The sequence below is a fragment of the Polymorphobacter fuscus genome (assembly GCF_011927825.1).
In the GTDB taxonomy this organism is placed as follows: domain Bacteria; phylum Pseudomonadota; class Alphaproteobacteria; order Sphingomonadales; family Sphingomonadaceae; genus Sandarakinorhabdus; species Sandarakinorhabdus fusca.
In genome coordinates this window covers 525,656-543,743 of the sequence record NZ_JAATJI010000002.1, presented here as the reverse complement: position 1 = coordinate 543,743, position 18,088 = coordinate 525,656, and the positions used below count along the sequence as shown (strand labels likewise).

Annotated in this window: 17 protein-coding genes and 1 tRNA gene; 7 read left to right on the top strand and 11 right to left on the bottom strand. The window is 62.1% G+C overall.

Translation table 11 applies throughout. The annotated features are described in order from the left end of the window. Positions 1-72: 72 nt before the first annotated feature. From GGQ62_RS15880 to zorA, 4 genes are read right to left on the bottom strand one after another with little or no spacing between them, the layout of a single operon-like run. Complete coding sequence (locus tag GGQ62_RS15880) at positions 73-3,900, bottom strand: DEAD/DEAH box helicase (RefSeq protein ID WP_152577794.1); 3,828 nt, start codon at positions 3,898-3,900, stop codon at positions 73-75. Continuing rightward, positions 3,894-5,300, bottom strand: a complete 1,407-nt coding sequence (locus GGQ62_RS15875) for an EH signature domain-containing protein (RefSeq protein WP_243446648.1) — start codon at positions 5,298-5,300, stop codon at positions 3,894-3,896. Before GGQ62_RS15875 ends, GGQ62_RS15880 begins: the two co-directional genes overlap by 7 nt. Next, the gene (locus GGQ62_RS15870) at positions 5,297-6,025 is read right to left on the bottom strand and encodes an OmpA/MotB family protein (protein ID WP_152577795.1); all 729 of its coding nucleotides are present in this window, start codon (positions 6,023-6,025) and stop codon (positions 5,297-5,299) included. The genes GGQ62_RS15875 and GGQ62_RS15870 overlap by 4 nt, the downstream gene beginning before the upstream one ends. Continuing rightward, positions 6,025-7,950, bottom strand: coding sequence for an anti-phage ZorAB system protein ZorA (gene zorA / locus GGQ62_RS15865; protein WP_152577796.1), 1,926 nt, complete (start codon positions 7,948-7,950; stop codon positions 6,025-6,027). The genes GGQ62_RS15870 and zorA overlap by 1 nt, the downstream gene beginning before the upstream one ends. A 576-nt stretch (positions 7,951-8,526) precedes the next feature. Here zorA and GGQ62_RS15860 point away from each other — a divergent pair. After that, a tRNA-Lys gene (locus GGQ62_RS15860) sits at positions 8,527-8,601 on the top strand. A gap of 59 nt (positions 8,602-8,660) precedes the next feature. Here GGQ62_RS15860 and mtgA read toward each other — a convergent pair. From mtgA to GGQ62_RS15845, 3 genes are all read right to left on the bottom strand, one after another. Next, complete coding sequence (gene mtgA / locus GGQ62_RS15855; protein ID WP_152577797.1) at positions 8,661-9,353, bottom strand: monofunctional biosynthetic peptidoglycan transglycosylase; 693 nt, start codon at positions 9,351-9,353, stop codon at positions 8,661-8,663. A gap of 119 nt (positions 9,354-9,472) precedes the next feature. Beyond that, a complete protein-coding gene (gene rpoH / locus GGQ62_RS15850; protein WP_152577798.1) occupies positions 9,473-10,381 on the bottom strand; it encodes an RNA polymerase sigma factor RpoH in 909 nt (302 codons plus the stop codon). A 10-nt stretch (positions 10,382-10,391) separates the two neighbouring features. Then, a complete protein-coding gene (locus GGQ62_RS15845; RefSeq protein WP_152577799.1) occupies positions 10,392-11,354 on the bottom strand; it encodes an RluA family pseudouridine synthase in 963 nt (320 codons plus the stop codon). A 17-nt stretch (positions 11,355-11,371) separates the two neighbouring features. On the opposite strand from GGQ62_RS15845, the gene GGQ62_RS15840 reads away from it, so the two are divergent. From GGQ62_RS15840 to GGQ62_RS15820, 5 genes are all read left to right on the top strand, one after another. Then, positions 11,372-11,803 carry a M67 family metallopeptidase gene (locus tag GGQ62_RS15840; RefSeq protein WP_152577800.1) on the top strand — a complete coding sequence of 144 codons (432 nt, stop codon included), beginning with the start codon at positions 11,372-11,374 and terminating at the stop codon, positions 11,801-11,803. Then, on the top strand, positions 11,803-12,039 hold the full coding sequence (locus GGQ62_RS15835) for a cold-shock protein (protein ID WP_152577801.1): 237 nt from the start codon (positions 11,803-11,805) through the stop codon (positions 12,037-12,039). Before GGQ62_RS15840 ends, GGQ62_RS15835 begins: the two co-directional genes overlap by 1 nt. Further along, positions 12,036-12,569, top strand: a complete 534-nt coding sequence (locus GGQ62_RS15830; protein ID WP_152577802.1) for a hypothetical protein — start codon at positions 12,036-12,038, stop codon at positions 12,567-12,569. Before GGQ62_RS15835 ends, GGQ62_RS15830 begins: the two co-directional genes overlap by 4 nt. A gap of 77 nt (positions 12,570-12,646) precedes the next feature. Continuing rightward, positions 12,647-13,402 (top strand): J domain-containing protein, encoded by a 756-nt coding sequence (locus tag GGQ62_RS15825; RefSeq protein ID WP_152577803.1) that lies wholly within the window; start codon positions 12,647-12,649, stop codon positions 13,400-13,402. Further along, positions 13,399-14,301 (top strand): DMT family transporter, encoded by a 903-nt coding sequence (locus tag GGQ62_RS15820; RefSeq protein WP_152577804.1) that lies wholly within the window; start codon positions 13,399-13,401, stop codon positions 14,299-14,301. Before GGQ62_RS15825 ends, GGQ62_RS15820 begins: the two co-directional genes overlap by 4 nt. Positions 14,302-14,349: 48 nt before the next feature. Here the strand turns inward: GGQ62_RS15820 and GGQ62_RS15815 are convergent, their stop codons facing one another. Both GGQ62_RS15815 and arfB read right to left on the bottom strand, forming a co-directional pair. Then, on the bottom strand, positions 14,350-14,721 hold the full coding sequence (locus tag GGQ62_RS15815) for a CsbD family protein (RefSeq protein WP_152577805.1): 372 nt from the start codon (positions 14,719-14,721) through the stop codon (positions 14,350-14,352). Between the two features lie 103 nt (positions 14,722-14,824). Then, positions 14,825-15,232, bottom strand: a complete 408-nt coding sequence (arfB, locus tag GGQ62_RS15810) for an alternative ribosome rescue aminoacyl-tRNA hydrolase ArfB (protein ID WP_152577806.1) — start codon at positions 15,230-15,232, stop codon at positions 14,825-14,827. 71 nt (positions 15,233-15,303) lie between these two features. Between arfB and GGQ62_RS15805 the strand changes: the two genes are divergently transcribed. Beyond that, entirely contained in the window at positions 15,304-15,936 is a 633-nt protein-coding gene (locus tag GGQ62_RS15805) for a glutathione S-transferase family protein (RefSeq protein ID WP_152577807.1), read from the top strand. On the opposite strand, the gene GGQ62_RS15800 is transcribed toward GGQ62_RS15805, so the two are convergent. Both GGQ62_RS15800 and GGQ62_RS15795 read right to left on the bottom strand, forming a co-directional pair. Next, positions 15,933-16,838, bottom strand: a complete 906-nt coding sequence (locus tag GGQ62_RS15800; RefSeq protein WP_152577808.1) for an EamA family transporter — start codon at positions 16,836-16,838, stop codon at positions 15,933-15,935. The two genes, GGQ62_RS15805 and GGQ62_RS15800, sit on opposite strands and share 4 nt — an antisense overlap. Continuing rightward, entirely contained in the window at positions 16,835-18,049 is a 1,215-nt protein-coding gene (locus GGQ62_RS15795) for a multidrug effflux MFS transporter (protein WP_152577809.1), read from the bottom strand. Before GGQ62_RS15795 ends, GGQ62_RS15800 begins: the two co-directional genes overlap by 4 nt. Positions 18,050-18,088: the final 39 nt, after the last annotated feature.

Genomic DNA, 18,088 nt, shown 5'->3' with positions numbered 1-18,088 from the left:
CGGCACCGCTCGGGATCTCGCTTGAAGGCGCCCCAAATTGGAAGCCGGTCACAAATTTGGCAGATTGGGCGTTCAGTGAACCAACTGTGATCCCGGCGCCGACCGGTCATAGAAGGCATTGACGACGCAGGACCAGCGGGCGTTCATGACCCCGTCAATTCCGCGGCCCAAGTCCCAGATGACGGTATCCCCATTGCCAAGCCTGGCCTTGACGTAGCGGTCGTGCAAATCGCCAACGGATCGCCGCGACTTCTGTGAAAGGTGCAGCGGCACAGACGAGAGCAGGCGATTCCAACGCTGTTCAAGATCCTTGCGCTGATCGTTTGTGCTCTCAACGTCTCTTGTCTGAACCGAGTCCGCGTCGAACGCCACAATATGAACGGCAGCGATGTCCGAAGCGAGCTGCTGAAACCGACCGATAAAGTTGACGAGGCGTCCCCGCGCCTGCTCATCTGCGCAGCAATATGGATCCTGAACCTCGAGCCGCGCTATGGCCGCGTCGCGGGCATACTGCTCGAATATGGCCCAGTCGCGTGGTCCGTATTGCTCAAAAACCACGCGCTGAACATATGATACTCGTGCCTCTGCCGCATCAACGGGCGTTCGCACCGACAAGATTGGGCGCGAAGCCGATTGGCCAGCCTTGGTCGAAGTAAACGCCTTTTCACCTGCGTCCGGGGCACCTCCGTCGAGCACCTCGGATCGAGCCGCCAGGTCCTTGTCGGCCTGGGGATTTGGTTCATTAGCAAGCGGCTCTTCGTCTTTAGCACCCTTGCGCTCTGCATCATCCAAAGGCGCAGCGGGCTTGGAGCTTTCCTCAGCAAGATCGAGATCGACACGGCCTGGCTCGGCGCCGGCTAAGGAGATTGTCCGAATGTTGTCGGTGTCAGACTCTTCGAGAATTAGTCGACTTGCGCCTTCGCCTGCAGAATTTGCTTTCTGATCCCCTGTTTGAACCCGATGCCCGTCGAGAACGTCACAGAGCAACTCCTCAACGTCATGTTCGCTTTCCGGCGGCATGAGCAAACCGCGGCACAACGAGCGCTTCCGCTCCATGAGGGCATCAAGGCGCTGATCGAAGCTCGATGGGCCAATCGCCGAGTCCGGATGGATAGCCATCGGGATGTGAATCGTAACCGGCCGTGTTTGACCGATACGATAGGCCCTGTCGGTTGCCTGGTCTTCGACAGCTGGGTTCCACCACCTCGACAGGTGTATAACATTGTTAGCGGCTGTAATCGTAAGGCCCACACCGCCGGCCTTTGGAGAGAGAATGAGAACGTCGAACGGGACCGGCGATCCCTGAAAGGTGTTGACCATGTCCTGCCGCTTGTGTCCGGCCACCTTCCCACTGATGCACATAGGTCTGCGTTCAAGGTTGAAGCGCTCCTGAATCGCCATTGCGAGAAAGGTCTGCATTTCAAGGTCTTCGCAGAAGATTAGTGTCTTTTCCCCCCGCTTCTGGAGATCTTCGAGAATTTCGAAGGTCTTCTTCAGGCGAGCGGACTGCGCGATATACTCATCGATATCGACAATGCCTCGTGGCGGCGATGGATGGAGCGATGTGCCGCGCAGCATATGCAGCACCTTCAACATCGCACCTTGCTCGCCGCTTTGCCGCAGCGCCCGTGCACGGGCGAGCACGAGATCATAGGCCTCGGCTTGTACTGGCGGCATCTCGACCGCGTACTTGCGAGCACTCTTCTTGGGCAACCCCGTCAAAATTTCGTCCTTCATGCGCCGAAGCATGAAGGGCGGTAGTTCATCATCGCGGTCGATCAGCCGGTGTTGAAGTTCAGACAAGCGATCGAGATCGTTCGATGGGAAGTTGCTTTCAAACTCTCGACTGGATCCGAGAAAGCCCGGATAAACCGTATCAGCAATCGACCAGAGATCCTGAAGCCTGTTCTCGACCGGTGTGCCGGTCATGGCAATCTGGAGACGGCCGTTTAACGCCTTGGCTGCCCGGGTCATCTGGCTGGCAGGATTCTTCAGCTTCTGAACCTCGTCGTAGACAATCACGTCAAACGGAATGCGCGCGAAGCTAATGTGATAGTCACGCATCGTCTCGTAGGTCGTAAGGACGATTCCTGCGCCTTCCCACATGGCCGAATCCAGCCGCGAGGTACCACCGCGGATGTCGCTCCCAGCGTCGAGCCGAAAGCTCTGCAAGTTTGTCCCAAACGCCTCGACGACCGGCCCCATGAGGCCGGCCTCGACATGTTGCGCTAGCTCTGCTTGCCAATTCTTGAGCAGGCCGGTCGGCGCAACGATCAGAACAGGCTTTGCGTGAGCAGAGTTGCTCCGCAGCCATAGAAGGAACATCAGCGCCTGGAATGTCTTGCCTAGCCCCATGTCATCAGCAAGGAGGATGCCTGGCATCCGACGCTCCCAAGCTTCTGTCAGCCAAGAGAACGCGTCTACCTGGTGAGGCTTCGGCTCCGATTTCAGACCTTGGGGAAGCGATGGGACGATGAACGGCACCGATTCTGGTTTTGACCGGGGCAGGCGAGCGTAGTCGAGTTGCTCGAAATTAGCCCCAACCTGGAGGAACAGGATCTCGACGCTTTCACGCGCACCGCCACTGAGCGTCTGCCCATCACGTTCCGAGGCAATCTGCCTTTCAAGATCAGCGACAGCGCGCGCCGCCCCGAGAGTAGCTGGTGTTGCAGGGATATCTTCATTGCGCCATGCAACGGTCTCATTACCGGATTCAATGGCGGCTTTAACCGTGCCGGCAAGAACTTCTGCATCGCCCGGCGCCAGTTCGATATGACGCGCATTAGGAGGATCGCCAATCCGCAGGCCAAAGTCTTCTGGCAGCCACGTGTTGAGCTTCGGTTTAATCCAGGGCAGGACTGGTTTCTGCCAAACCTCAATGCCGCTGACGCGCTCCGAGAATTGCTGGGTCTCGATGAAGAGTCGATCGGCGGCTTCGTCGTCTCCACTCGCGTCGAGGTCGAGCTCTTCGCGTAGGATGCGCTGCGGCGAGCGCAAGAATTCGCGCCTTTCCCGCGACGTGCCCGCCTGCTTGGTACGAACGATGTCTAGAGCTTTCCCCAGCAATGGATCAAGGAACAGCAGCGTTCCATCTGATAAAAGGTAACTGCGCCGCCCCCCTTCCTGACTCCTAAACCTGCGTTGGAAATGCTGGTTGTCCTGAGCGGTCAGCAGCGACGCATCGGCTTCATCGATCAGATCTCCATCCGGTGCTTCGCCCACACTCCTCGAGAAGAGTATCGGATCAAAATCGAAGCGGCCGTGATCTGTTTTGGCGTTCAAGGAGAAGTTGGAGGCATATGCGATGCGGATTCTTTCAAGAAACCCGTCAGCTTCAATGCCGGCGCCGATCTCATCACCAAGCTGCTCGCGAAGATACGCAAAGGCCGCTCGGCGTGAGTCAGGATCATCAGCGGCATTAACGGCAAGCGCAGCGTTGAAAACCGAAAAGATTGGCTCGGGCATCCGGCTGACCCGTCCGCCTTCGCGAACACGTGCTCCCACAATGTCGGCACGAACGGGCGACCCACCCCGGCGAACCCATCTCGTGTTTACCTTGATGGTTCCTTCGGAAAGTGAACCGTCTGAATTGAGCTGCAGGGTCAGGTAAGTGGCTGGCGGCAATCCCAACGCAAAGGCATCGGCCTCGTCCAATCGCGCAACGACATGCGCTGGAAGGGCGATCTCGCTCTCCTGCTCGATAATTTGGCCATCGTCATCGTATGATCGTGCAAGAGCCAATGCCGCTTGCCCTGCTTCGGGTGCCACCTTGGGCCACTCTGAAACCGGGACCTTCTCGCTTGACGCACGCCGAAACAGTCCCTTCTGGTGTTCGCGCGACAGAGTGATCGCCTCGCCGCCGTCGCTCCGTTGGGTTGCGATAAACTTGGTCGTCACCACTTATCGTTCCAGTTTCGGGCACGACCTTTTCCGGACCGCGGATGCGATATTGACGTTCGGCGGTGTATTATGCCTGCAAATTTGGTCTCCCAGCCCGGGCTGGCGGGAACGTGCGACTCAAACTCGAAATCCGCCCGGCCGGCGGTGGTACGCAGTTTTCCGCCGTCATACGTCTTCGCATATAGTGGTGGCGCACCGGGATCGCTGTCACTCCAAAAGCGACACGACCCACTGTCACTCCACTCAGCGATCCGGAGATCGCCTATCCGCATGATGATTGAAGACGATGAGGCGGTTCCGCCACGAATGATGCCATATTCCGGCCGTTCGCCGCTTTGCCGGATAATTTCCTCGATCCGGTTGCGCGCGCGGATGCCAAGGGCTGGCCAAGCATCAGTGACGAGGCCTTCGTCGAGATAGGCCATCCAGAACTTCTCGCGCTGAGCCCACTGGTCAGGCCTATCGGTGGTCTTGGCGATAGCGCGAAAGAATTCGCGCATAGCAACTTCTGTCAGCCAGCGCTTGAACACCTGCGCAATCTCGCGCGCTCTTGCTTCTCCAATCGTCTCTGCCAAAGAATTGACAATCCTAGCCCAACGGGTTCGCTGAAGTCGCGGGTCCCCGACCTGATCGAGGAGAAACGCCGAGATTGCCTTGCGATGCTCAGGATCCGGCTTTTCGCTTATCCAAGGCTCTAACAAGGCTCGCACAACCAGTTCGAGTTGTCCCGCCAGCGCGTCTTTATCAAATAGAGCCAGTATGTTGCGCTGTGCTCCTACAGCGTGCCTAGACGGTAATCCCGCTGTGGCCACGCAAGCTTGCGCGAATGTTGCCTGGCCGAAACCACTCGCAGCCAGGTTGGTGCCAAGACCAGTACCTCTTAGCAGCTGCTCGATGCCGGCAGTATCGCGCGATATGAAATCAAGCGCGACTTTTGACGGACCTTGGCCCGGCGTGAACAAACTCCACCGCATGTTCCGGTCACGCCAAGTCCATTCGTATCGCTGGGCAGCGCTGGAGGCGGCGGCGGCAAGCTTGCCGATGATCGGGCGGTCTTTTGGAAAATAGGTGAGATATCCATCGATTACGGCCTGATCGGAACTGCGTCGCAGATCGCCAACTGCGCGATCCAGGGCGGCGGACCCAAGATCGTCAAACTCTGCATCACACCAAGCCCCGCGAAGCACCCGGTTCAGCTGGAAGCGCGGCAGCGCGTGAGCGCCGGTTTGCACAGCGCCACGTAAGAAGGGCTTCAGATCAACGGTTGGCTCCGCTGCGCCGACATTGGTGTCGAACTTGGCGAGTTGCCGCCGCAACTCAGGCTGCGTTGTCGGGGGCTTGGCCAGGCCTGCCGACGCAAGCGCGTCCATCCGAGCAATCGAAGAACGCAGAAAGCTCACTGCCGTCGCCTCAGGATGTCCTTGTCCATACCAGCGTTCGGTGTTGTCATAAGAAAGCGCAAGTCGATGCGGCGATTACGCTTTTTCGCCGCTTCACTGTCCCCATCAGCGATGGGTCGATCTGGTCCATAGCCGCTTAGGCCCAGGATAGGAGCAGAGCCGGGTTCCCCAGGCGGCTTATTGAGGAATTCTCGTAGCGCGGCCTGATTGCGCTGCAGCATGGTGAACGTGATTTCAGCCCGTCTCGCAGACAGGCCGTAGTTATTCATCTCGCCGTACATGGCGTCTGAATCGGTGTGCCCCTCAACAAAGACTGCGTCGATAAGGTGTGGTGAACGCGTCCCTTTGCACCGGTTCGACGTGGTGTAGCATGGCAACACCTCAACCATGGCGCTGGCGACCTTGCTGATAGCCGCCTGCCCGCTGTCAGTTAGATCCCAACTTCCCTTTTCAAAGAGCACGTCATCGGGGAGACGAAGGACGCCTGTCTTGGTATCGATTTCGACCTGCAACCCCTTGTTTTTGAGCGCCTGTTTCAACCCGTTCAGGATCACTTCGCGGGTTCGGTTAGCGCCCGTCAACTCTTCGGTCTTGGACTGCAGGTTGAGGGCGAAATAGGCCAGCAAAATGATAAAGATGAGAAGCAAGCCGACCATCATGTCCGTCATGGACATAAAGTAGCTTTCGCCTTCTTCGGGCGGCTTCCTGCGAACAGCGCCATCCATTATTCAGCAGCTTCCCGGTTTCGATTGGCAAGCACAGCTGCCAGCTCTTCAACCGTGTCTCTAAGGTTTGCCAAAGGCTCAAGTGCGCCAGCAAGCTGGGCAACGCCCTCGCCGAGCGCCTTGTCAATCTGACCGACGCGGTCATTGAGACTTGAGGCATGATTGACGGCGGCATCGGTGATTTTATCTATGGCCTCTCCGAGCGACCGATCGACGTCCTCAAAACGAGCTCGGTATTCTGACCAAGCCGAAGACGCTGCGGTTGCAGTTTGATTAAGCGCTGCTGCGAGCTGGCGCATTTCCTGGCGCGCGTTCTCGGACGATTGTGCATCCTTGGAAATGACGGCTTCCACCGATTTGACAGCTTCCGCGATTGAGAGAGCAGACTGGCGTACGGGGGCGGCGGCAGCCTGTACATCATTGGCCACAGTGCCGAACGCTGTCGCCAAATCACCTGAGCGGGCGGCCACTTGCTCGATGGCGCGCGCGTGGTCACCTATCGCGCTTTGCGCGCTGGACAGCCGGTCGGCTGAACCCGAGATCGCACTTCCAGCGTCCTTCATACTGGTAACAAGAGGCCCACCCGCCCCGTTAAAGCGCTCTACGAATTCAGCGAATGACTTCTCCATCGCCTCCTGGCCGATTTGCGCCGCATCATTTGCAGCTCGAGCCGACGCCTGCCCAAGTTGGCCAGCCGCAGCAGCGAGGCCGGCCTTCATGTCGTCGAGGGTGCTGCCGAGACTGCTGAGCAGCTCATCCATGCGCTGGCGGGCGAGAGCACTAGCCTGCTCGTTCTCATCACGCATGCGGTCAGCAACGACTCCAAAGTTTCGATTGAGGTCACCAAATGCGGCCCGCATCTCTTCGGACGCTTGACCAAACCTGCGCACCGCTTCCTCAATCTGGCGATCAGACTCGCCGGTTTGCTTGTCAAGGCGCTCTGACATTGTGACCATCGACGCAGTCATGGCCGCGATAGCTTCAGCTAACCCCGCCATTTCCACGCCTGCGCCTGTAGCAATTGCATCACGAACGGCCTCGCCACCGCCACCACTAATCTTATCGATGCCCTGCTGGATGGAACCAAGATAGGTGATCATGGGCGCCATCTGCTTTTCGAGTGCGCCGTCGAGTGCAGCCGCCAGCTGCTCGGAAAATGCCCTAAGAGCCGGCGTCTGCTCTTTCAGTTGCTCGAGCTGATCACTCGCGATGCGCTGTGGTGGTAGGTATACCATACCATGCTCAAGCTTGTCGCAGAGCGCAGAGAGGCCGTCGTTGATCCGCTTGCCAAACCGGTAGTCGTAAGATCGCAATACGATTGATGCGACGATGCCGCCGACCGAGGCCCAGAATTTTGCACCGGCTACTTTCATTAACTCATTAAGACGCTCCTGCATCGCATCAACGCCTCCACTAAAGTCGAGAGTGGAGAGAGCGGCAATGATTCCCAGGAAGGTAATGAGCAGACCGATAGCAATGAAGATATTCGCAAACCAGTTCAGGCCACGGTGATGGTCCCCGATGTTTGCGAAAAAATGCTCAGGACGGGCAGAGTTCTTTAAGACGTCCGCAGCCGGATCAACGATCGTTTCCCTGTACTCTTCCCATGTTCTGCGAAGTGGAAGGGTTTCGGGATGGTCCGCCTGCATCATTTGTTCATCGATGTCGTTGAACCGGCGTGCAAACTCCACGCGCGCCAGATCGACGTCTGCCATGCTCCCACCCGTCACCTCATCAAGAAGACGGACCCTCGCCTCGATCGCTTTTGCAAGGGGTTCGTGATGATCACGCTTGTAGCGCAGCGCTATCACAAAGGCTGTCCCGATAAGGGCGACAGCAAGAAAAGCTGCCATCGCATCGCCGATGATCGGAATCTTAGTGAAGAAATAGATTAATGCGTGACCGAGCCACTCGGTAATTCCCACGTCGTCCCCCCTGAAACCCTCGGAAGCGGAGGGCTCCTACTCGTATACCACGGAAGTTGGCGAAATCGCCAAACGCAGCCGAGCAATGGCACCCTTCGCTGGATGAAACCGTACCGGGCCACAACGCTCACGCCAAGATTCAATAACAGCACAGATCGAATGTAGGCTAAGGCGCATCACTCTGTGCTTTGCGGTTTCATCAAATCGACGACCGTTTAGGAAGCCCACCGACAAGCATTCGGGCTCCGACGCAGATCAAGTTTGCCAAAAAAGCGCGAGTGTTTCGCGCACCGGTCGTTCCTTCGGGGACTAACGTGGCAGAAAGCACGCTAAGCGGCCAGCGGCCTTGCCTTATCGCTGCCACAGCACCAAGAGCGCAGTTCTTTCTGCCCATCCCGATGGCGACCGTCACGCGCCCCATTTTAGATGCAAGTAGGGGACCCGGTGCTAGTCGAGCTTGCTTTGACAATCGACAGCGTGGGCCGAATAAGCCCTGTCAGGCACATTGAACCCATTCCAACACGGCTCGTAACCTATTGATACGGCACATGGGAACAAACCGTGAAATGTTGGAATGGACGTTGATTTCATTGAAGATCGGCATGACTCTTAATCAGCGGGTCCCAGGTTCGAACCCTGGTGCGTCCACCATAATCAATCGCCTTATTGAGATCGCCTCCTCGGCGCCGCGACCTTTGCTTTTTGCCCGTTCAGGCCAGGCAGTGGTCGATGCCTTCGGTCCTGACGACCCGCGCCCGGCGCTCGATCCTTTTGGCATAGCGTTTGACCATGCGGCCGGGGTTGGCCGCGTCGCGCTTGACCGGTTGTGGCAGAACGGCGGCAAGGCGCGCGGACTGCGCCGTGGTCAGATTGGCGGCACTGGTGTTGAAATAATGCCGCGCCGCTGCCTCCACACCGTAGATGCCGGGGCCCATCTCGGCGATGTTGAGATAGACTTCCATGATCCGCGGCTTGCCCCAGATCGTTTCGATCAGCACCGTGAACCAGGCTTCCAGCGCCTTTCGCACATAGGATCGCCCCGGCCAGAGAAAGGCGTTCTTTGCCGTCTGCTGGCTAATCGTCGAGCCACCACGAACCTTGGCGCTGCCTTTGGCCGCCGCCTTGGCATTGCGCGCGGCGGCGGCCTCCATTGCTGCCAGATCAAAGCCATTATGGTCGCAAAAGCGCGCGTCTTCGGCGCCGATCGCGGCACGCGGCACGGCGGCGGCCATTGCCGTCAGCGGCACCCAGTCCCGCTCGACATGCTTGCCGGCAATGGCATCGCGCGCCATCGGCCAGGTGATCGGCACGGGGAGAAAGCGATAGGCCACGACCCACAGCACGGACGCCACCACAAACACAGCCACCAGCTTGGCCAGGAAGATGGCAACCCGGCCTGTCATGCTCCGTCTCGCTGCGGCCACCTTGCCCCCGAACCCATTGCTGCCGCGCCTGCCGGCACTGCCGACCTTGTCGGCTTTGCTGCCTGAAGGTCAACAGTGGCCGCGCGGCCGGCGTCGTATCAGGCAGGTTCGGGCAGCAGGTGACGCTCATTTGCCAGGCTGTGCATCGCCTTGGTCAGTTTTTCGAACGCGCGGACTTCGATCTGGCGAACACGCTCGCGGCTGATCCCATAGCTTTGCGACAGTTCCTCGAGCGTCAGTGGTTCATCGATCAGGCGACGCTGCGTCAGGATATGCTTCTCACGCTCGTTGAGCGCATCCATCGCCGACGTCAGCAGCGCATGGCGCTGGTCGCGTTCCTGTTCATCGGCGACCATCTCGTCCTGCAACGGCCCGGTGTCGGCAAGCCAATCCTGCCATTCCCCCTCGCCTTCCTCGCGCAACGGCGCATTGAGCGACGTGTCGCCGCCCATCGACATGCGGCGGTTCATCGAAATGACCTCGTCCTCGGTCACACCCAAGGTCGTCGCGATCTTTTCGACATCGGCCCCGCGCAGGTCGCCGTCTTCCATGGCGTTGAGCTTGCCCTTCAAACGGCGCAGGTTGAAGAACAGCTTTTTCTGGGCTGCCGTCGTGCCGATCTTCACAAGGCTCCACGACCGCAGGATATATTCCTGGATCGAGGCGCGGATCCACCACATCGCATAGGTGGCGAGGCGAAAACCCTTTTCGGCATCGAACTTCTTGACGCCCTGGATGAGGCCGATGTTGCCTTCGCTGATCAGTTCGGCGACGGGCAGACCATACCCGCGATAACCCATGGCGATCTTGGCAACGAGCCGCAGATGGCTGGTGACGAGCTTTGCCGCCGCTTCGGGATCCTGATGCTCTTCCCAGCGCTTGGCGAGCATATATTCCTGTTCGGGCGCCAACAGCGGGAATTTCCGGATCTCGGACAGATAGCGGTTGAGGCCGGCTTCACCGCCAAGTGCCGGGATGCTGGTTTTGACTGCGGGAAGATTTGCCATGGTAACCCCTTCACTCTGGTTCAGCGTCTGAAAGACGACCGATTAACTCCACTATATCCGCCGGCAGGGCGGATTCGAAAGACAGTTTTTCTTGTGTCGTCGGATGGACAAACCCCAGCGTCGCCGCATGCAGGGCCTGGCGGGCGAAGCCCAGGTCCTGCAGCAACGCCGCAAGGCTGCCCGGGGTCCGACCATAGGTCGCATCGCCGAGCAGAGCATGGCCAATAGATGACATGTGAACACGGATCTGGTGGGTCCGCCCGGTTTCAAGGCGACATTCGAGCTGGGCCGACCGCGCAAAGGCGCGCACCGTGCGATAATGCGTCACGGCGTGCTTGCCGCGCCCCGCTGCAACGATTGCCATCTTCTGACGATTGGCCGGCGACCGCGCCAATGCGCCTTCGATCCGGCCCGCGGGCGGCGCCGGCACGCCCGCCACGACAGCGGTGTAGCGGCGGTCGACACTATGCGCCGCGAACTGGCGCGACAGGAATTCGTGTGCGGGATCGGTCTTGGCGACGACGAGCAACCCCGACGTGTCCTTGTCGATCCGATGCACGATTCCCGGACGCGCGACCCCGCCGATACCCGACAGGCGGCCGGCACAATGGTGGAGGAGCGCGTTGACCATGGTGCCATCGAAGTTCCCTGCGGCCGGGTGCACGACCAGGCCAGCGGGTTTATCCACCACCAGCAGCGCGCTGTCTTCATATACGATGGTAAGGGGAATATCCTGCGCGAGCGTCGTGGAGGGACGCGGCGCGGCAATGACCAAGGTCAGCGCCTCGCCGCCCTTCATCTTCTGCGCCGGGTCCCAGATCGTCCCGGCGGCACCGGCGACACGGCCGCCGCCGACCATGGCCTTCAGCCGCTCCCGGCTGTGCTCGGGCAGCGCCATGGCGAGGGCACGGTCGATGCGCAGCCCCGCTGCGGAGGCCGGCAAGATGACGTTTATCGACTTTTCGGCCCCCATGACTTAGCCATGTTGGAATGATCATCAGAATATCAAGCGGGGTGTTCGAATCGCTTCAGACTGAGGCGCAGAAGGCACATCCGCACGAATGCTGCGGGCTCGTGACCGGCAAACCGGGCCTCATCGAGGCGGTGGTGCCAGCCCGGAATGTCAGCCCGCACCCTGCCACCAGTTTCGAGATCGACCCCGGCACGCTGATGCGCACCCAGCGTGATGTGCGCGCGGAGCAGCGCCATGTGATCGGACATTATCACAGCCATCCCAATGGCAGCGCCGAACCGTCGCCACGCGATGCAGCGCGGGCCGTCCACAACGGGCAGCTGTGGCTGATCCTCGCCGATGGCGCCGTGACGGGGTGGGAGGTCGTGGGCCAGCGCGAAGCCGACGATCCGCGCGACGACGGCTGCGTCCACGGGCGGTTCCTGCCGGTGCAGCTGCTGTCCGCCTGATGGCCAGTGGCGCCGTCAAATGGTTCAATGCCGCCAAGGGCTTCGGTTTCATCACGCCGGATCTTGGTCCCTGTGACGTGTTCGTCCATGTGTCGGCGCTGACCGCGGCTGCCATCGACCGGCTCGAGCCGGGCGACCGCTTGGAATTCGAATTAACACAGGGCGGTGACGGACGTTTGCTGGCATTGGGCCTGCGGCGGCCGATGCCAACGCCCGACCAGGAGCCATTGCCATGACCGACTTGCCCGCGCTGCTGAGCAAATGGCTGTGCCACGACCTCGCCACACCCGCTGCGACCGTCATGACGGCGAGCGAGTTGCTTGGCCCCACCGGGGATGCCGAGATCAACGGGTTGGTCCAGGACGGCGCCAAGCGACTGGTCGCCCGGCTGCGGCTGATCCGCGCGGCGTTTGCCCCCGGCGGTGCGGCGATGTCGGGCACAGCGCTCGAAAGGCTGGTACGCGACGGGATCGACGGCACGCCATTGACCTGGGAACGGCCCGGCGATGCCAGCGGACCCGAAGCGGCTCTGGTGGCAGGCGCTGCGATGTTGCTGGCCGATCTGGCGCGCGGAAGCGCCGTTACCGTCGATGCGTCGGGTGTGCGGTGGGACGCGGCACGCACGCTGCCCGACTCCGTCTTGGCGGCCTTGGCGGGCGAAACCCCGACCGACAGCCGCGCAGCCGTTGCGGCCATGGTGGCCGCCGCAGCCGTTCGCGCCGGTGCGGCTGTCACGGCGACCGCCGACGGCATTCGCTGGAACTGAGGCATTAACATCGGCGGGCACGGTGACCCCTTCGATCCGATCGCCTAAGAAGCGCTGGTGAACGGAGTCCTTTTTCGATGAGTGTCTGGGTTGCGCTGGCGGGCGCCGCGGCCGGGCTGCTGCTTGGCGGGCCGCTCGGCGCGCTTGCCGGCGCGGCGGCGGGCGGGGCGCTGGACCTCGGAATTCGCCGCACCGCCAGTCCCGACCGGCGGCGTGTCGCCTTCACTATCGCCGCGATCGCGCTGGCTGCAAAAATGGCGCGTGCCGATGGCGAGGCGAGCGCTGCGGAATTCGCCACCTTCCAGCGCCTGTTCCACGTCGAACAGCGCGAGGCGGACAATGCCCGCCGCTTCTATGACCTCGCCAAACAGTCGATGGCGGGTTTCGAAGCCTATGCGGACCAAGCGGCGACCCTGCTCGGCGCCGGGTCGCCGGTCCTCGAGGATCTGCTCGATGCCCTGTGGCTGATCGCGGCGGTGGATGGTTTTCATCCAGCCGAGATCGCCTATCTCGACGCGGTGGCGGCGCGGCTGGGATTCGATGCAGCGGCGACGGCGCGAGTGCGGGCGCGGCATCTGGCGCCGGCCGATGTCGGGTCGGCGGCGGACGACTGGGCCGTGCTGGGGGTGACGCCGGGGGCGGACGCGGCGACATTGCGGCGAGCCTATCATGACCTGGTGCGCCAATATCACCCAGATCGCCATCTCGCCGAAGGCGTGCCGGCCGAGTTCATTCGCGTCGCCGAAAGCCGCATGGCGATCATCAACGCCGCCTATGCCCGGGTCACCGGCAAGGACAACGGCCAGAAAATCGGCCGGGCGGCCGGCCGGTGAAGCGCGAGCATCTGGCGCTGATCCTGTTCATCGATCTGATCTGGGCCTTCAACATCGTTCCGGTGAAGCTGGCCGTGGAAGCCGCAGGGCCGCTGACAGCCGTGCTGCTGCGTTACGCCATCGTCCTCGTTGTCACCCTGCCGTGGCTGCGCTGGCTGCCGGGTCGGATGCTGTGGGTGTTGATAACCGGCTTTGTCGCCGGTGCCCTGTTCATGGGGTTGGGCTCGCTGAGTTTTGCGCTCGCACAGAATGTGTCGGCACTGGCGATCGCCGGACAATTGGGAGTCCCGTTCAGCCTCATCCTCGCCGTGCTGATTTACAAGGAGCGTATTCGCTGGCCGCGCATCACGGCGGTGGCGCTCTGCTTTGCCGGAGTCGCCGTCATGGGCTTCGACCCTGCCATCGCCGATGAAAGCATTGCCCTGTGGCTCACAGTCGCTGCCGCGCTCTGCTGGGCGATGGGCAACCTGCTGTTCCGAAAACTTGCCGGTGTGCCGGTGTTGACCATCCACGCCTGGCTGGCGGCGGTCAGCGTGCCAATCCTCGCAGGCGCAGCCGCGATTTTCGAGCCGCAGAGGTTGGGCAACATCGCCAGTCTGTCGTGGCTGACCTGGGGTTGCCTGCTGTTCTCCGGGCTGCTGTCGTCGTTGCTCGGGCACGGCGGCATGAGCTGGCTCTTCCAGCGCTACCCGGTGGCGACAGTTTCGCCGCTCACGCTGCCGACGCCGCTGCTGTCGGTCATCATCGCCGTCATCGTGTTCAACACGCCGATAACGACACAGATGCTGATCGGCGGCGCGTTGACCTTGATCGGTGTCGCGATCATCACGCTGCGCACGGCCAAGGCAAGAGACGACAATGCCGCGCCTTCCCCCATCGAGAGGGAAGACGCGGCTTGACGTGCTCGCGAGCCGATGGCGCCCGTTGCGGACGCCACATCGACTGGCTTAGTCCTTGCGGCCGCTGACCAGCCAGCCGACCACGAAGCCCAGGGCGATACCGCCGGCAAGAACAGCGATCGGCTGTTCCTGAACGGCATGGCGTGCCTTGGTGGTGGCTTCTTCAGCCGCACGAGCGGCCTTCTCACGGGCTTCGCGGATCTGCTCCGGGGCCTTGTCGGCATATTCGCGAACCGTATCGGTCGCCTTTTCGTAGATTTCCTTGCCCTTGCCGATGGCCTGTTCGGCCTTGCCCTTGAGCTCGGTCACCTTGCCTTCGGCCTGGGTCTGGGTATCGCCGAGCACGCTGCCGATCTTGCCTTCGACCTTGCCGACGCCTTCGTTGAACGTGCCTTCGATACCTTCGGAATTGATAGCCATGAGAGTTCCTTTCGTGGGCGATATTCGAACGCCGGCCTTCAATTGGGGACGGCACACTCGTTTTGAAAGAGGTACGATCTTAACACCCGTGCGCGCGAATGGTTCAATCGGAATGATGAACTTTTGTGCGGCCCGCTTTCACGCCCGATCGCACCGCCTTGCCGGTCAACCGGCGCTCCTTCGATCCGGCGCTGGGCTTGGTCGGCCGTCGCTTGACGGGGCGCACGGCGGCCTGTGCCACCAGCGCGGCAAGGCGCTCGCGCGCATCGGCGCGGTTGCGATCCTGGGTGCGAAACCGGTCGGCGGTGATGATGATGACGCCATCCCGGGTCATCCGGCTGCCGGCGAGCCGCATCAGGCGCACGGCGACATCGTCGGGCAGGCTGGGCGAAGCGCGCACGTCGAAACGCAATTGCACCGCGGTCGACACCTTGTTGACGTTCTGCCCGCCCGGCCCCGAGGCGCGGATGAAGCTTTCGACCAGCTCGGCTTCGGGGATGATGATCGCCATGGCTGTGCAATATGCGATTTTCGTCCCGCGCGGAATGGCGCTACCAGTGCCGCAAGCAAAAGGAACCGCCGATGATCACCGTCCACCATCTCAACAACAGCCGGTCGCAGCGCATCTTGTGGCTGCTCGAGGAACTGGCGGTTCCCTATCAGATCAAGGCCTATACCCGCGACCTGACCACCAACCTGGCGCCGCCCGAGCTCAAGGCCATCCATCCGCTCGGCAAGTCGCCGGTGATCGACGACGATGGCCGGGTCGTGACCGAATCGGGGGCGATCACCGACTATGTCATTCGCCGCCATGGCGGCGGCCGCATGGCCCCTGCCCCCGGCAGCGACGCGCACGAAACCTATCTCGAATGGCTGCACTTCGCCGAAGGCTCGGCGATGACGCCGTTTCTTCTCGCGCTGTACACGGCGCGGCTGGGCGATGCCGCCGCGCCGTTGCAACCGCGGATCCAGGATCAGATCGGCGCGCATGTCGCCTATTTTTCGCAAAGCCTGGGCAGCAATGACTGGCTGGTCGAAAACACCCTGTCGGGCGCCGATGTGATGATGAGCTTCGTGGCTGAGATTGCCGCTGCACAGGGGCTCGGTGCGCACTTCCCCAACATTCCGGCCTATGTGACCCGGCTGCAGGCACGGCCGGCGTGGCAGGCGGCGGCGGCAAAGACCGAGCCGTATAATTTCACGGCGCGGGGTTAGCCCCCCGCCGACGTCGCGACGCGCCGCGCCAACAGCCTTGGGCCGAACATGTTGACCGCGAGCCCGCCGACGATGCACAGCGCGGCGAGCAGCTTCCAGCCCGGCAGCGGTTCGCCGAGCCAGAGTGCCGCCGACCCCATGCCGAACACCGGCACCAGCAGCGCCATGGGTGCCACCGACGACGCCGGATAGCGCGCCAGCAGCCAGCCCCAGGCGCCATAGCCGAACATGGTGTTGCCGACCGCCTGCCAGGCGATGACCGCCCAGACCTGCGGCCCGGCAGCCCCGAGCGCTTCGGCGATCCGCGGCGCGCCTTCGAACACAAAGGCGAGGGCGAACAGCGGCGGGATGGCGAACAGGCTCGACCAGACGACAAAGCCCAGCATGTCGACCCGGCCGGCGCGCCGCTGCACCATGTTGCCGAGCGCCCAGCCGAGCGCCGCGCCGACCACCAGCGCCACGCCGAGCGGCGTCGTGGTGCCGCCGGTGTGCGTAAGGATGATGGCGATGCCCGCCACCGCCAGCGCCAGCGCCGCATATTGCACCGGCACCAGGCGTTCCCCGGTGCCGCGCATCGCCAGCCCGATGGTGAACACGACCTGGACCTGCACGACCAGCGACGCCAGCCCCGGCGCGATCCAGCCATCGATGGCGATGAACAACAGCCCGAACTGGCCAACGCCGATCAGCACGCCATAGGCCGCCAGATCGCGCCACGGCACCGCCGGCCGGCGCAGGAAGAACACCATCGGCAACGCCGCCAGCGTGAAGCGAAGTGCCGCGAACAGCAGCGGCGGCAGGGCATCGAGCCCCAGCCGGATGACGACGAAATTGGTGCCCCAGACAGCGACGACAGCCAGCGCGAGCAGAAAGGCCTTTGCGTCGAAAGTCCCGAAAGTCACACCGAATTGCCATGCCGGGGCTGGGCGAGAAAATAATATGCCGCGGCGCCGGCGACCAGCGCGGTGGTGATGACCATGGCGACCGGGACCGCCGTATTGTCGTGCAGCGCCGCCGCCGCTGCCGAAGCCACCGCGCCGAGTGCGAAGTTGGCGGCGCCGAACAGGCCCGACGTTGTGCCCGCGCGCAGCGGATCGACATTGAGCGCCCCGGCAAGGGCGTTGGCGGCGATGAAGCCGTTGGATGTCAGCACCGCAAACAGCCCGGCCATGATCCACCATTTCGATGCATCGAGCAGCGCGGCGGTGAGCAGCGCGGCACCGAAACCGACGGCAAAGATGCAGGCGACGCCGAGAATTCGGTCGGGCGCGTGCCGCAACAGCAGCTGCCGATTGACCTGGCTGGAGCCGATGACACCGACGGCGATGATGGCAAAGATCAGCCCGAACTGGTGTTGTGTGAAGCCCCAGATATCGATGACGAGGTCGGGCGCCGTGGCGATATAGCTGAACAGGGTCGCGCCATTGCACGCCGACACCAGCGTGTAGCCGAGCAGGCGACGGCTGCGCAGCAGGTCGAAATAGGCGCCGATGACCGATTCGCCCCGCGCCTTGGCCTCGGTCGCCGGCGACCTGCTTTCATCGAGGCGGAACCACACCACGGTCCCGACCGCGAGACCGAACACCGCCAGCACGAAAAACACCGCGCGCCAGGAAAAGGCCTGCGCCAGCCAGCCACCCAACGTCGGCGCGACCAGCGGCGCGACCGCCAGGACAAGGACGAGCAGCGAGAAGATCCGCGCCGAATCGCGATGGTCGTAGCGGTCACGCACCACCGCCCGCGCCACGACCATCCCGGCACAGCAGCCGAGCGCCTGGGCAAAACGTCCGGCGATGAGCCAGTTGATCGATGGCGCCAGCGTGCAGGCGAGACTGGCCGCGACATAGACGACGCAGCCGATGAGAATGGCCGGCCGCCGGCCGATTCGATCGCTGAGCGGACCGTAAAAAAGCTGCCCGATCGCCATGCCGATGAAAAAGGCACTGAACGTCAGCTGCACCGTTGCCGGCGCGACGGCGAAACTGCGCGCGATGCTGGGCAATGTCGGCAGGTAAAGGTCGATGGTCAGCGCGCCGAACGCCGTCAGCGTTCCGAGCAGCAGGATCTCCCCACGGGTCGGAACGCGATTCGGGGAGACAACGGGCGCGTGCATATTGCAATGCGGCATAGGGGACGCCGCCCACGCATGTCG

Coding starts and splice junctions, on each gene's coding strand:
- mtgA (WP_152577797.1), bottom strand. CDS start 9,353: ATGACAGGCCGGGTTGCCATCTTCCTGGCCAAGCTGGTGGCTGTGTTT.
- GGQ62_RS15830 (WP_152577802.1), top strand. CDS start 12,036: ATGACCGACTTGCCCGCGCTGCTGAGCAAATGGCTGTGCCACGACCTC.
- GGQ62_RS15840 (WP_152577800.1), top strand. CDS start 11,372: ATGATCATCAGAATATCAAGCGGGGTGTTCGAATCGCTTCAGACTGAG.
- rpoH (WP_152577798.1), bottom strand. CDS start 10,381: ATGGCAAATCTTCCCGCAGTCAAAACCAGCATCCCGGCACTTGGCGGT.
- arfB (WP_152577806.1), bottom strand. CDS start 15,232: ATGGCGATCATCATCCCCGAAGCCGAGCTGGTCGAAAGCTTCATCCGC.
- GGQ62_RS15815 (WP_152577805.1), bottom strand. CDS start 14,721: ATGGCTATCAATTCCGAAGGTATCGAAGGCACGTTCAACGAAGGCGTC.
- GGQ62_RS15845 (WP_152577799.1), bottom strand. CDS start 11,354: ATGGGGGCCGAAAAGTCGATAAACGTCATCTTGCCGGCCTCCGCAGCG.
- GGQ62_RS15795 (WP_152577809.1), bottom strand. CDS start 18,049: ATGCACGCGCCCGTTGTCTCCCCGAATCGCGTTCCGACCCGTGGGGAG.
- GGQ62_RS15805 (WP_152577807.1), top strand. CDS start 15,304: ATGATCACCGTCCACCATCTCAACAACAGCCGGTCGCAGCGCATCTTG.
- GGQ62_RS15835 (WP_152577801.1), top strand. CDS start 11,803: ATGGCCAGTGGCGCCGTCAAATGGTTCAATGCCGCCAAGGGCTTCGGT.
- GGQ62_RS15870 (WP_152577795.1), bottom strand. CDS start 6,025: ATGGATGGCGCTGTTCGCAGGAAGCCGCCCGAAGAAGGCGAAAGCTAC.
- GGQ62_RS15825 (WP_152577803.1), top strand. CDS start 12,647: ATGAGTGTCTGGGTTGCGCTGGCGGGCGCCGCGGCCGGGCTGCTGCTT.